General features: G+C 34.9%; 7 protein-coding genes. 1 reads left to right on the top strand and 6 read right to left on the bottom strand.

Features of this window, described 5'->3' with window-relative positions:
• Positions 1-313: 313 nt before the first annotated feature.
• The 6 genes from CD31_RS22700 to CD31_RS23780 form a co-directional block, all read right to left on the bottom strand.
• On the bottom strand, positions 314-2,083 hold the full coding sequence (locus CD31_RS22700; protein WP_052125325.1) for a transglutaminase domain-containing protein: 1,770 nt from the start codon (positions 2,081-2,083) through the stop codon (positions 314-316).
• 244 nt (positions 2,084-2,327) lie between these two features.
• Positions 2,328-3,329 carry an Ig-like domain-containing domain gene (locus CD31_RS04915; protein WP_036076125.1) on the bottom strand — a complete coding sequence of 334 codons (1,002 nt, stop codon included), beginning with the start codon at positions 3,327-3,329 and terminating at the stop codon, positions 2,328-2,330.
• A gap of 269 nt (positions 3,330-3,598) precedes the next feature.
• Positions 3,599-3,973, bottom strand: coding sequence for a hypothetical protein (locus CD31_RS04910; RefSeq protein ID WP_036076123.1), 375 nt, complete (start codon positions 3,971-3,973; stop codon positions 3,599-3,601).
• A gap of 559 nt (positions 3,974-4,532) precedes the next feature.
• The gene (locus CD31_RS04905; RefSeq protein ID WP_036076122.1) at positions 4,533-5,678 is read right to left on the bottom strand and encodes a hypothetical protein; all 1,146 of its coding nucleotides are present in this window, start codon (positions 5,676-5,678) and stop codon (positions 4,533-4,535) included.
• Between the two features lie 879 nt (positions 5,679-6,557).
• The gene (locus CD31_RS04900) at positions 6,558-8,981 is read right to left on the bottom strand and encodes a hypothetical protein (RefSeq protein ID WP_036076121.1); all 2,424 of its coding nucleotides are present in this window, start codon (positions 8,979-8,981) and stop codon (positions 6,558-6,560) included.
• 83 nt (positions 8,982-9,064) lie between these two features.
• A complete protein-coding gene (locus CD31_RS23780) occupies positions 9,065-12,364 on the bottom strand; it encodes an S-layer homology domain-containing protein (protein WP_052125324.1) in 3,300 nt (1,099 codons plus the stop codon).
• 625 nt (positions 12,365-12,989) lie between these two features.
• Between CD31_RS23780 and CD31_RS04890 the strand changes: the two genes are divergently transcribed.
• Positions 12,990-14,840, top strand: a complete 1,851-nt coding sequence (locus CD31_RS04890; RefSeq protein ID WP_036076119.1) for an S-layer homology domain-containing protein — start codon at positions 12,990-12,992, stop codon at positions 14,838-14,840.
• Positions 14,841-15,109: the final 269 nt, after the last annotated feature.

The following is a 15,109-nucleotide window of genomic DNA, read 5'->3' as shown; positions in this document are numbered from 1 at the left end:
CTTTCTCCTTCAAAAGCTTCATGTAGAACAAATGATATTCTAAAATACCATGAATATTTTCTATAAAACTTATTGTGGTTGGTTTCACACTATTAGAACATCCCTTTTAAGTAGACTTGTCATCCCCTCAATAAGTTACATAATTATTAATTTCCTTTTAAGAAATTAAAGATTGCGTCTTATTTCAGTGTTTAAAATACCATCTTCTGAATACTTCAAACGACTGTAAACTACAAACTCATTACATAAAAAAATAAGAACTTCGTGACTCATTCGGCCACGAAACTCTTATTTTTGTTCTCTCTTAATTCAATCATTTTTGATAGTTAAATTGTAAATGGATGCCTTTATCCAACGTTTGATTATTTACGTTTTTCAATTTTGAATTGATGACAAGCGTGTAGGGGATACCTTCTATATAATTGTTTGTTGGCGTCACCGTAATCTTTTTGCCATCTACCCGAACAGAAATATCTATTGAGTCGCCAAACATATCAAGTAATACAATGTGCTTTAGGTTTTCAGGTGTGTTTAACACTTCTTGACTTAACTGAATTGTCCAAGGCTTCTTGACATCATTCACCTTCGGCACAGATGTCCAAGCTGTTGAGTCATTAAAGGTAAGTGACTCCATTTTTTGATATTTCTCTCGTATGAGCTTAATGTGCTGCTGTACTCCATTTGATAGTCGTAATTGCTCAGCTAGTGAGAGACTATCAAATAATGAAAATAGTTGCTCTGCCTTCGATTTAAAATCTTTACTTAGAAATACAACTTGATTCGACAATTCTGTAACTTGGTTAATTTTCGTATCATCAATAGGATTCTCTTGAAGAGTTTCACGATAGATTTCAACATTGTTATTATAAGCTACTAAATCGCTACCCTCTCGTGTGATCTTTGTCACTCGTTTGTTTGCAAGCATCGTACTATTTGAGCCATTAGCCTTCATTTTATAGAGATATCCACCATTCGAATAGTTACTAAAATATAACCAGTCATTTGCATAAAACAAATGTTGTACACGCGTATCGGATACCTTCTCTTCTTGTAAATTCATATTCCTTAAATCGAGCTTATATAATTTCTGGTTGTCAGAGCCATTTGGATAATATAAAACTTTATTAATTTGTATTGGGCTTTCCACGTTTCTCATTGCCACAAAACGCTCACTTGTTGCATTCGGATAGCCTAAATCATCAATTCGATGGTCTTGAAAAATAGCATTATCTGAAATTAAAAAGTATTTATAGCTAACATAATCAGACATGTCTCCCGCACTTGCAGAGAATACTGGATCATTCCAAGTTGTATCTAGATGATACCATTGGCCATCTACCTTTACGATATTCCATGCATGTGCCTCGCCAGCCCAGCCAGTAACATAGCGTACTTCCATTCCAGCCTCTTGCAATAAACGATAGGCTAGTAGAGCATATGCCTGACAAACCCCTTTTCCTTCATTAAGAATGGCATAGGCTGCATGCGGTGTTGTCGATGAATTATAGGAGTATGTGGAGTTTAACACAATATAATCATTGATAGCCTTTACTTTTTCAAAATCAGACATTGACGGATTAATTTCTTCTTGTACAATCCGTCTCACCTCTGACTGAATAAAGGCCTCCTGCTCTGCTGTCGTATGATAGTTGAAATTTATACTAATGACTACATTATTAGCAGTTCCCTTATAGCCATATTTCCAACTTGCAACTGTTCCATTTAAATAATCATTGTTACGTAGGTTGTTTTTTATAATGCTATTGATTTGTTCCATAATGATTGAGCTATCGCCTGTGTATTGGATAGACATATTTGTCTGAAATTGATTCATTCCACTCTCAATAAGTGCGCTTAGTTCCTGAACTGTCGTTGCTGTTAAAGTCGGTACACTTTCAGCTAATACTTGTACATCGCTATAAACATTAACGTTAACACCATTCATGTCAGGATTTGCGATTACTTCACTTTCTTCATTAACCCAATCCTGATTTTCCGCAAGACTCTCTATAGGATGAACAACTGATACTGCTACAATTGGTACAGTCATAAAGGCAGACAATGCTAATTTTCGTTTGTTCAATGGAAGATCCTCCTTTTAAGTTACAAAACTAATACCTTAATTTTCTGATCCTAGTTATATATTTTTATCGGTAAAATAATGTATTTCATAAAGCTAGAAAGTAATATTAAACCGAATATAATTACCGCTCATATATGTATATAATAAGTAAGATTTTAAATCTTAAAATCATATAAAACAATAACTGTCCAAAAATAGACAGTTATTGTAAAGTTAAATCTCGTTTTATTCTTGAAATTCTCCGTTAGTCCCTAAGACTTTCAAGAGAGCGAATTCGTAATTGAGAACTTCTCTTAGTTCTAATCTCATCCAAATCTAACTCTAGTTCTGCTAATTGAGCTTGCAGTTCTTTTCTTTTCTTATCTGCTTGTGCAGATGTATCAAGAGCCAAGATAGTAATATTATAATTTGTTGTTGAAATTTCAGCTGACTTTTCTTTTATAACTTTTTCATATTCATAATCTGAATAATTACCTACTGGAAATTGTCTCTGTATCTCCGTTATTTTTTTATCAATAATGGCATGATTATTATCATTATCATATTTTGCAGTGTATTCGATTAGAATATTTTCCAATGATCTTAGTTGTAACTGCGCCCTTCTCGCTATAAGAAAATCATCTAACTCACTCTTCACTTTTCCAAGCTGTTCTTTAGCATTTTTTAAATTCAACTTACCTTCATATGAATTATCCAATTCATATAAAGCGATACTTTCCTTTAATAGTTTCATTTTTTTCAACATCTTGTCATAAGAACGTTTGAATTCATAATCGCTTAATCTTCCAATAGGATAATAAATTTTTATTTTATCTATTTTTAATTGCACTTCTTTTGCAAGAAGAAGATACTCTGCATTGGACAATTCATTTGTAAAAAATGATTCCGTTGTAAAGTTCATCTTAACCTTGCCTTCTAATGATTTACCTTTAAAATTTTTAACATTATTAACAATTAGCGAATATGTAGTATTAGGATTATAGCCTTGATTAATTGGCGTGACTAATACACGGTATTCATCTAAAGCTACTACTAAGCTTTCGTAACGATTACCATTCGTATCAATAATATAAAAAGTGTCATTGCTTACAGTAGAAACATCAATTGGCTCATTAAAAGTAACGGTCCATTCTTTTTCAACATTTATATTTGTTTTAGCTATCCATTCTGTATCGCTAGCATAAACGGTTTTAGTAAAACAGAACAAAAATAGCAGGCAACCCATTAATTGAATAGTTTTTTTCACTCAGACATCTCCATTCATCGATATTATTCAGTGTATTTCCCTCTAAAGCAGAAGTAAAGGAATTACTATGAAAAATTTAGTAAATTCAGGAACTATAAATTATTCCAACTAAGGTTTTGAAAATCATGTCTTAAGACAGAAAAGACGAAAACCACTTCAACCGTTCTGTTGCTCAAACAAAACATATGAGGAGTTTTCGCTTTTTACTACAGTTATCTTCTCTATAAATTTTATTAGAGCCATTATGCACAATATAATTTAAGTGTTAACTACTCAATAGAAATGATTTTAAACGTTGTAGTAGCATTTGGTTGCTTTAATTCTCCATTTATCTTTTCATACTCACTTATTGAAACACCTTTAGGATTTTGGCCCGCTGGCAGTTTAGCTGCTGCTTGAAAATCATATACTTGATTTCCCAACACTAAATAGGTTTGATAGCCCAATACGTCTTTGATAATTTTCTTTTTATCTTTTTTAGGAGATGCCTGAAAATCCTTTAAATTATAGACTAATTCATTCTTAATATAGAACCCAGGTACAACATTTTTTTCACTTGCTAAAGCATTTTCATTTGCTGATGGTGTTAAAGAAATACTAAATAGCAGTACAGCAACTGTTATAATTCGAAACATATTTTTCAATTTAAATTCCTCCTATACAGTATATATTTTCATTATAATCCAAATCATTGGCAATGAAAGTATATATTTTTTATTTGACTTAATAATATATCTTTACAGTTTTAGAGTGCTTGCAACAAATACATACTATGAAAGGCAAACCAGTCTTTATTATTTAAAAAATACATTAAATTACCTTCAGTAAATTCTTTCATTATTGAGAATGTACCATCGCTAAAGTTTCTACTTATGTTTTAACAGATTATATTTCAAGTATTAAATGTATTTTAATTTTATTGTTTCAAATCATTGCGGCATTTACTTAATAGAATATACACAGACTTGTTTCTTTTACTACTGCTATTTTTATCTTTCATGCATATTCAAAAATAAGTCCAAACTACTTTAATGTACTTTTTTCCTACTAGAAAAAGACGAGAATGATCATTTTAATGACATTCCCGTCTTTTTTGTTCTTGAATGTTATTCAAGAAAAAGATTTATTGCTTTTTTAAGAACTTTATCTACTAAATGTAATCTAAAGATCCTACCTCTGCTTCATAAACCATTAACCTAATGATTATTTCGCTAGTTTTTTTGTTAAAATATATAAACCATGTTGTTCATTTGTTCCTACTAATACACGCATTCCCACGGATTTATTATCTATAACAGTGTCTGATTCAATCAGTTCAACATCATTCGATTTTACATCATAAAAACTTATAACAACCTTTCCATCCCCTAGCCAATCTTCTGCAATTCCAAATAAATTTTGACTTTGGTCTTCAAGGTATTTTCGTAATTCTTTACCTGTTACGTCACCTTCAAGATAAACTTTCATTTCTTCTATACTAACTCGGAATTTACCGTTCCCACCTTCTGTAACAATACATTCTTCATCTTCACTGAATGTATGGGTTTCAAATGTGTAGACGTTAGAAAAAACATCACCGTCTAATTTAAGCAAGTAAGCCACATTAACATTTTCTTCCTCAGATGGATAGCCCACTACACGAATTTCTTTGTCACCAAAAAGTCCACTACCTGCCAAATCAGACACTGTTTGCCCTTCATTGAAAAGAAGTTCAAATTCGTAAAGTTTAGATGTAGTAATTTTTGATCCCTTTGCTGTCTCATCAATTGTAATCTTCGAAGCTTCTCCCTCAACACTTACTACAAACTCACTGTTAGGCGCTCCAACCCAAACATCATGTGCTTTTCCCTCTAAAAGTACTTTAGGGGTATTTCCAAGTAATCTAACAGTTGCATTACCAGTATCGGATACTAATGGTGCATCACCTTTAATAATGACTGGTTGTAGGGCTCTACTTTCTGGATTGATATCAATCCCGTCGTTTACAGTTGCACCAGTGAAATTAACAGAACCACCATCTGAATCTTTTACCACTACTTTGCCATTATGCTGTGCCTTTGTATTAAATGTTCCAACCGCAACATTATTTATATTAGTCACACCATTAACAGTTAATCCACTCGCTAAATTATATGTTCCATGGGGTGCTGTTACAGTAAGGCTGTTAATTGTTGTAGATGTTCCGCTATTGAGTAGACTAACTTCTCCTGTCTCATCAAAAATATATGTAATATCCCCAGCTGTATGACTGTTTAAATCCAGATTAATTAGGCGATTAATGTTAATATTACCTGCGTCATAACCAAGTTTAATAAAATTTATATTCGTATTCGCCAGTGCTTGCGTCAATTCTTCATCATTGAAAACGAGCCCTTCGCTATTCTCAACTTATACCATATTAAATGGCTTTCGTATTGAGCCTACACCGTGCAAGCGACTTTCATCGCACACGGCGTTCCATCAATATGTAGAAATACATTAATTGATTTCTATTAATAATAAAATTTACCATTAATGTATTAGAAAATAGAGTCAATCACACTTACATGATTGACTCTACAAATTTCTAAGCTTAAATTTGGGGAAATAAGCTTTATAGAATTTCTACTACTGACTGGGTTCCTTCGCTCCTGCTAGTTTTATCCTTCTCATATGTTACCATATAAGTCCAAACGGCTAGCAATCCACACTACTATGAACCCGCTGCCATCTTTCTAGCTTCTCCGGTGCTAACCCACCTCTTCTAGTAAGACTTCAAACGTTCCATTACTTCTATCCCTTATTTTGATGACCTTAGGTCTCCACTATCCAGGAATGAGAACGATTGGTTTAACAGCCTGAATTGTTCCAATCGCCAATTATATTATCTCAAATATAAGGATGAATGCTCAGGTGCTAGCTTAATTTCGAAGCATTCACTACCTCACCCTGCCTACATGGATTCGTCTGCCTGACCGTAGCCACCTTTTAAAGAGCCCCGCCTCATTCTTGAGTACGACTTCACCTGACTTCGTCCCTTTGGTCTGTTAGCCCCTCACTGGACGCAGGAGGATTAGGCACATGATAAAAGGCTGTTATCATGATTAGGAATCACACCTAACAATTGGAAATAATAGTTAGAAATACACCCCATGATAAATAAAACTCGTCTAAGTTATCATCATGAGGCATAATTTCCACTTCTTTCACTAGATTACTAGTTTATGAAGTAACGTTTCGTTTATTTTATTAAGCACCAGGAGTTGCACTAATTGTTTTAGTTTTAACTTCTGTAGCATTTGTTACTTTTACAGAAACAATCCATTTACCCTCATCATCACCAGTTCCAGCTTCTACTGTAATAGTTGCTTTATCTTTGATATTAACTGCTGGAGTTGCACCATTAGCAGGCTCAAGCACTGTATTTTCGATTAATTCTTTTACATCATCAGCAGTAATAGCAGCATCAGTACCAGTACCTGTAACATTTTCTAAATCAGTAATTTTATTTAAAATTGTTGATTGTAAAGTGTTTGCTTCAGTGTTAGAAGATACCGTTAATTTAAAGTTTTTCATATCTACAGTATAATCTTTTCCACCAATTGTAATTGCAACTTTACCAATTAATAAGTCAACAGAACCATCTTTTGCAAATGAAATTGTTTCAGAAGCTTCAGCACTATCAACAATCGCAGAGTTTGTTGTTGTATAGCTAATATTATTAACTGTTAAAGCGTTTGAACCACCAACAGTATATTCTTTATCAGCTAAAGTTGCTTTTAACTTAGCAGCTACTTCAGTAAATGCATCATCATCATCACTATTAGAAACAGTTGTTGCTGTGAATTCTAATTCTGGTTGTGGAGTTGTGTCAACAACTTCAAATGTTTCAGTTGCTACTTTAACAGTACCTACTTTTACTGTTAAAGTGTAAGTTCCTGCATCTAAATTTGATGCTACAATTTCATTATCTGTAACAGCATTAGCAACTACTTCGTTATCTTTATCTGTTACTGTGAAAGTTGGAGCAACTACAGCATCTCCTGCTTGGGCACCCTGTGAATCAACTGGAATTACAGATAAAGTAGCTTTAACTGGAGTTTTAGCTTTATTATCTTCATTTTTATCTAATTTAGATTCGAATCCTACTAATTTATAGTCTTCTACTGTACCAGCTTCTGTTACTGTTACAACAAATGTAGTTTTAACTGTGTCAGATACTTTTACTTCAATCGTTGCTGTACCAGCTTTTACATTTGCCTTAGGTGAAATTGAAACCTCACCATTTAAGTAAGAAACGTTAACTAGGTCTTTACCAGCGTTAGTTGTTGCTGCTGCATTAACCACTTGACCTGACATTTTATTCCCAAATTGGTCTTTTACTTCAACTTTAACTTTTTCAGCATTTGTTGATTTATTAGAAAGAGTCACTTCAGCTTTATCTAATTCAATTGTTGTAGCTTTAGCTTCTGCCACAACTTCTAATTCTACAGTTTTAGAAATTGAACCATCAGTGATTTTTACAGCAAATTTACCTTCTTTAATTGGTGTAATTTTACCAGTAGTGGCATCTACAACCGCTACATCTAAATCTAATGATTCAAACTTAGCTGTAGTAGAAGCCGTTTCTCCTACCTTACCAAATTGATCTTTAGTTTGTGCATGTAAATAAACTGTTGCACCTTTCGCAGGTACTTTAGTATTTTGTTTATAAGTAGCTGCTTTAAAGTTAACATTAGTTTTAGTAGCTTCTGAATCTACAGTATAGTCAACAATTTCGACAACTTTAACAGATTCTACATTTACTGTGATACGTTGTGATTTTAATTCTTTACCATCTTCTTTAGTTACCACTACATATACAAATGCTGAACCAGCTGAGTCAACATTTTTAACTTCACCAGTAGCATCTACGATAGCGTCATTAGTTGTTTCAAATTTCACATCTTTTACAGTAGCTGTGATATCTAAACCATTTTCATCTAATACTTTATACGCTACTTTATCAGTTTTTCCTGTAGAGAACTTTTGAACAGTTTCAGCTACGATTGTAGTTGGAACGCCTACTGTATAAGTTAAAGTCGCTTCACCAGCATCTTTAACAGCTACTTTGTATTCGCCTTTTGTTAAAGCATCATAAAATTCAATAGTTGCAGACTTTTTGTCTTCTGCTAGTGTTACTGATTTTACTAATACTTTGTTGTTTTCTTTGTTAGTTACCGTTACATCTGCTTTAGCTAATGCTTCAACTTCTTTGTTGAATGTTACTTTTACAGATGTAGGGTTAATCGCACTTACAGAAGTAACAGTTAATTCTGTTGAACCATCAACAATTCCATTTTGAGTAAGTGTTTTACCAGTTTCTGCAGTATATTGCTCTACAGTAATACCTTCAACTTCGTTAGCTGGTGCATTTGCAATTTTTTCATCAGTTAAGTCAAAAACTTTACCGTTTTGAACAAGTACTAATGCATTTGCTTTAATATTTTCTAAAATCAATGCTTTCTTTTCTGATTTAGACATTTTTTGGAATTCAGCTGCTGGTACAAATTTATTACCTGTATAAAAACCATCTTGAGTTCCAGCTTCACTTGCAAATGCTGCTACTGGAGTGATTGCCGAAAGTGCAACCATTGTAGCCGCAGAAAATTTAACGATTTTTCCCTTTTTCATCTGTTATTTCCTCCTAAATTTATAGTATAGACCTAGATTAAAAATCTAGGTCTATACAGAGAATTAATAGTTTTTAATTAAAACTATTTAAATACTACGTTAGTTGCTGCGTCTGTTGAACCTTTTACTTTAACAGCTTTTACTTTATGGTCATAATCAGTATCTTTGAAATCTACTGTGAACTTACCATCAGCTGCTGGAGTGATAGTTACTGTACGATTAGCTACAGAATTATCTTCTAAAGTAAGCTCTAGTTCGATAGAAGTAGCTTTTACATCAGCTACTGTACCTGCTACTGTGTAGATGAAGTCTCCTAATAATTGACCCACTAAAGAAGTATCAGCTACTGCTGTTGCAGAAGTAATAGCTGTTACGCCAACTGGTTGAACTGCTTTAAGAGCCGCACGAGCATCATTTAAAGTTTTTGCTGCTGCTGCTTTTTCAATATCAATTGCTGTAGGAGCTACAGCTTTAGCTGCTGCTAATGCGTCAGCATATACTTTCCAAGATTCTGGAGTGTAATCAGTCTCTTTTAAGTTAGCATTTTCAGCATTTTTAATAGCTGTTGCTAAAGCTTCTGCACCTGGTAGTGCTGCAGCTGTGTCAACTGGTTTGTTACCTGTTGCAGCAATGCTATAGATGTAGAATGTAGTTACGCCATCTTTTACTTCATAAGTAACTTGAACAGTACCAGTTGCATTTGCTAAAGCTTTAATGAAGTCATCAGCAGTTGCGATTGGTGTGTTGTTAAGACCGCGGTAGTATACTTTCTCACCAACATAAGATACTGAATCTTTACCAGCAAATTTAAGAGTTTGTTTGATAGAATCATAAGAATCAACTACACCAGTGTAAAGTGCAGGAACTGTTGTTGAGTTTGTGAATGATACAGATGCAGTTTGAGTTGGTAGAATGTTGCTTGCGCCTGTTACATTTACGCTTACTGTATCAGCAGCATCAGTTGTAACACGTACAATTGCTTTACCAGTTGCATCAGATTTCACTTGGTAAGTTTTTGTGTTACCTAAGTTTTGAGAAGCGTTTAATACTTTACCAGCAGCATCTTTTACAGTTGCATTACCGAATGTAGAAGTTACATCGAATGCTAATGCATATTCGTAAACAGTGTTACCTGGGTTAGTGATAACTTCTTGTACCCATACGATTGTACCATCTGGTTGAGTAACTGGTTTCCAAACGATTTGAGTTGTTTGACCAGTTGAGTTGTAACCATTTGGACGGTAGTCGAATCCGTTTTGATCTACAGATTGGTAAGTGAAGATTGCATCTTTACCAGCAGTTGTAGAAGTAATTGTACGGCCATACTCATCAGTAACTTTTAATACTGCATTTGTTACTTCTGGAGCTTTGAAGTAAGTTACTTCAGCTACAGCTTGAACGTCAGCTTTGTCAAGCTCTACAGGAGCAGTTTTACCAGCTGTGTTTAAGAATACTGTTGGTTTTGCGAAAGCAGTAGAACCTTTACCAGCTAAGCGGAATTGAGCTTTACCTTCTTTACCTACAGTTACTTTGTAAACTGTACCAGCTGTTACTTTAACAAAGTTTTCTTTAGCTGTTGAGAAGTAAACTGCATCAGTAGTGATAGAAGAAAGGTTTTCTTTATCAAATGTTACATAAGCAGCTGTACCTTCTGGAGCTAATTTACCATCTTTGTCAGTTACAGTAACAGTATAGTTACGTCCACCAACAGAGTTTTGGTCGTAAGCTACTGGTGTGTTTAAGAATTCTGCAGAATCTGCTTTACCTTCAGCAGCAACAGTAATCGCTAATTTATCGATTTTTGAGAATTTAACTGCTGGTGCTTCAGCTTGTAATGCAAGCTTAGAGTAAGAGAAATCAGTTGCAGTTTTGTTTACTGATGATGGTAAGTAAACGATTGGTGTTGCAGTTAAGTCAGAACCGTAAACAGTAAATGTTGCTTCACCGTTAGCGTTTGTTTGAACTTTTGCAAATTTCTCAGAACCAGTTGTTAATTCGTAAGGAATTACAAAGTTGTTTGAGTTTGCATGATCTTGTACATAAAGGTTTGTGATTTTATCTGGGTTTACATCAATGTTTTCTTTAACTGCTACATAGTAAGTTGTGTTTTTAGCGCCAACTACTTTGTATGATTTTTTAGTATTGTTAGCTAATTCATTACCAGTTGTGATTTCAGAAACTGCTAATTGAATTTTGTTAGCCCAGTATACTTTACCAGTAGAAGAAACTGAAGATTTGCTAGTAGCGTAAGCTGCTACGTTATCGTTGTGCTCGTAGTAACGAGTGTAAGAGTAAGTAGCTACACCGTTTTCATCAGTTAAAGCTTCAACTTCGATTTTAGCGTTAACGTTAGCGTTATCGCTTACGATGTTGAATGTTACTGGGATACCAGCTTTAGATTGACCGTCAGCTACAGTAACTTGAGCTTTAAGAGTTACTTCTTTACCAATAACTCCTTGTACTGATGAAGTTGTTACATCGATTTTCGTAGGGATTACAGCTGCAATACCTTTGAAGTTACCGATTTCTTCATCTTTGTAAGATAAAACGTATTCTTTATCAGCAGTTTGAGCTTCAGTAGTTAAAACAACCACTTTTTTGTTTGTTTGTTTAACAGAAGCGTTTTTCACTTCTAAACCAGCGATTTTGAAGTTAGCTGCTTTTACATCGTCAACGTTTACTTCTTCATCAAATGTTACTTCAACAGTTGTGTTGTTGATTGCTTTGATAGAAGCATCAACTGGAGTTTCAGCGTCAACTAGGTCAAGAGTACGTGCAAATACTACAGCAAAGTCTTGACGAGTGATTGAAGCGTTAGGGTTAAGATTTAATTTACCGTTTGTTTCAGAACCAGTGAAGATTCCGTTAGCTACAGCTGTTTCTAGGTAAGATTTAGCCCATGGTTTTACTGAAGAAGCATCAGCGAATTGGCTTAGGCTTTCGCTACCTTCTAAACCGAAAGCGTCAACTAGGATTTTAGCTGCTTCTGAACGAGTTAATGATTTGTTAGGTGCAAATTCAGTTGCACTAACACCTTCAAAAATACCGTTTGATACAGCTGCTGCGATTGCATCGTAGTACCAAGCGCCAGCTTTAACGTCTTTGAAATTTACAGATCCATCAGCTTCTAATTCTAATGCTTTTGTGAAGATTGTTGCAGCTTCTGCACGAGAAATAGTTTTTAGTGGGTTGAAGTTTCCGTTAGCATCACCTTGGATTACGCCGCTGTCAACTAGTGATTGAACCGCTTCTTTCGCGTAACCTGAGATTTTGTTGTAGTCATTTAATTGAGCAGCAGATGCTACAGGAACGATTGCTGATGCAACTAATGCAGCTGTTGCTGATGCCGCGAAAAACTTACGGCCTTTGTTTTGCTTTGCCATTAATGTATTCCTCCCTAAAATTCCTTAAATTGATATTAATCCAACGAAAACTATAGTACCGCCTTATTAGTTACCTAAATGTATGTATTATAGCTTTCTTGAATAATACAAAACTAAAGCAAATTTGTTAGTAAATTTACTAGAAAAAGAGTAGTAGAATACCATTCTAGTAAGTTTATTCACTTTCTACAATAATATAACACTAACTTTTCCTAAATTCAAGCACTGGGACATAAATTTAGTTATGAAAGCTTATTTTACCATACCTATTAAGGTATTTAATAGATTCCAATAAGCTACCATCTATTTATTGCCTAAAATGTATTGGTAACATATAGTTCCGTTACCTATTATACCTTACTCTCAATAATAACCAAGCATTTTCTGGAATGGTTACTAAATTGTCAAAAATTAAAGACTCCCGTAATATTTTAGTTATAATTGTAAAGAAACAGAAATATAGAAGGCGTTTCTTAGCGAATTCTGCCTCTTCCCCACCAACTTTATGAGTTTCTTCTTTATTAAGTAAATAATGTCCCCATGTTGTAATAATAGATTGCCACTTTTTATGCTACACTTTTGATAGTTTGATAGAACATATTAGCTATTGAAGGGAGCTTAAAAAATGAAACGTAAATTTCCTCTTTATGGGGCCGTGCTGGCAGGCATGTTATATCTTGCGCCAACTTCCGCTTCAGCAGAAGATATTTCAAAGCACTGGGCCTACCATGAAATGAACTATCTTATTACCAACGATTTAATGAAGGGTGATGAATTCGGCAATTATCGTCCAAATGATGCTGTCACTCGTGCTGAATTTGCAGCCTTTCTTGTTAGAACACTGAACTTGCCAGCGGCTTCTAGTCAGGCAACCTTTACAGATGTTAAAAAAGGTGACTGGTATTACGGAGTAGTCGAGCAAGCAAGCTATCACGGGCTAATTAAAGGTGATGAGCAAGGCAAATTCCATCCGAATAATCATATTAATCGTCAGGAAATGGCGGCTATGTTAAAAAGAGCTCTTACTTATCAAAACATCAATACTTCTTCCTCCCCTATTGCTTTTAGTGATAATGCGCGCATTGCCAAATGGGCCTATGCAGATGTACAAGCTGTCGTCACAACAGGACTACTTGTTGGGAAGCCAAATAATCAATTTGCACCTCTTGCTCAAACAACTCGTGCTGAGGCAGCTACCGTGCTCTATCGTTTAATCCATCTAGAGGCGCCTGGGGCAGGTGGTAAGCAATACATGACGACGAATTACTCACATGATTACTCTTCTGTAGTGAGTAAACAAACAATGAATAATCCAAAGGTCGATGGTGCTGGCATTTTCACGGCTAGTGAGGCACTAGTGTCATACTATGTACACCCAAAAAGCTTTATGCAGGATAGCCCATCTTATTATCAATTCCTAAAATTATCTACTGTCGTTAATAACCTGAGTGCAAAAGAGCTGAACGATAAAGTACTTGCGAATAAAGGTAGCTTAGCAGGTACAGCGGATGCCTTTATCCAGGCTGGTGTAGACAATAAGATCAATGCTATTTATTTAGTCTCCCATGCCTTGCATGAAACAGCCAATGGGGCTTCTGCACTTATTAAAGGGATCGAGGTTGGCTTAGATACAAATGGCAAACCGATGATGGCGACACCAGAAAATCGCGATAAATTAACTGCTATTAAGACAACCTACAATGCTTACGGTATTGGCGCTATTGATGCTGATGCTAATAAGTATGGTGCGGAGCGTGCTTATACAAATGGATGGTTTACTGTTCAGGATGCTATTATCGGAGGTGCCCAATTTGTAAAGGATCAGTATATTAGCAAGGGTCAGGATACGCTTTATAAAATGCGTTGGAATCCTGATAATCCGACAGTCCACCAGTATGCAACACATGTGATGTGGGCTGTCATTCAAGCGAAAAAGATCTATGATATTTATGAATTAATTGGTGCTCATACGACAACTAACCTAGTGTTTGATGTGCCTGCATATCAAAGTCAATCTTCCGCTCCTTCATTACCGAGTCCATCGAAGCAATACGCATTGGATTTAGGGTTAGCTGGAGCAGCAGGTAAAACGACGATTAATCTCAATATGAGAACGTATCCGAATACAGCAGATAATGCTTCGATTATTACGAATTTGCCAAAGGATACCTCCTTTAAAGTTCTTGGTGAAAATGGTGGTTGGTTGAAAGTAAGTGTCAATGGACAAGAGGGCTGGGTGCTTGATGATTATGTGAGTCTTGAAAATGGCTTACAAATTGTCAATATGAACATTACACTCAATGTTCGAAGCGAACCATCTACTATAAGTGCTATTTTAGGTACTGTTAAACCGAATGGCTTTATTATCGGTGTTGTAGACGATAAAGGTGAGTTTATAAAAAATGGTGCCTGGTATCAGGTGCTTTACAACGGAAAAACCGGCTGGGTACATGGCGATTATATTGTAAAAAAATGATTTTAATAGGATGCGCAAAACAAGAGTGCGATGATGATTCGCACTCTTTTTGTTAGTCATTTTTTATCACCTAGATGAAAGCGCTATATAATAGAAGAAACTCGAAATTTTAGGATATAATTTTCAAACTATCCTCCTAAAATTTAGTAGTTATCTACGTCAAAATAGTGTCCTAAAAAAGCTTAATAGGCGTGTGCTATTTCTTTTAACATTCGTTCAGTTATTAGCGCTATACCCTAGTTAGTCCCCGTTAAACCCATTATCGAAAA

Source organism: Lysinibacillus boronitolerans JCM 21713 = 10a = NBRC 103108 (assembly GCF_000772935.1).
Lineage (GTDB): Bacteria > Bacillota > Bacilli > Bacillales_A > Planococcaceae > Lysinibacillus > Lysinibacillus boronitolerans.
This window is presented reverse-complemented; position numbering and strand designations above follow the sequence as displayed.

Bases quoted from the DNA above. Each gene is read 5' to 3' on its own strand.
- CD31_RS23780 (WP_052125324.1), bottom strand. From the start codon at position 12,364: ATGGCAAAGCAAAACAAAGGCCGTAAGTTTTTCGCGGCATCAGCAACA.
- CD31_RS04900 (WP_036076121.1), bottom strand. From the start codon at position 8,981: ATGAAAAAGGGAAAAATCGTTAAATTTTCTGCGGCTACAATGGTTGCA.
- CD31_RS04890 (WP_036076119.1), top strand. From the start codon at position 12,990: ATGAAACGTAAATTTCCTCTTTATGGGGCCGTGCTGGCAGGCATGTTA.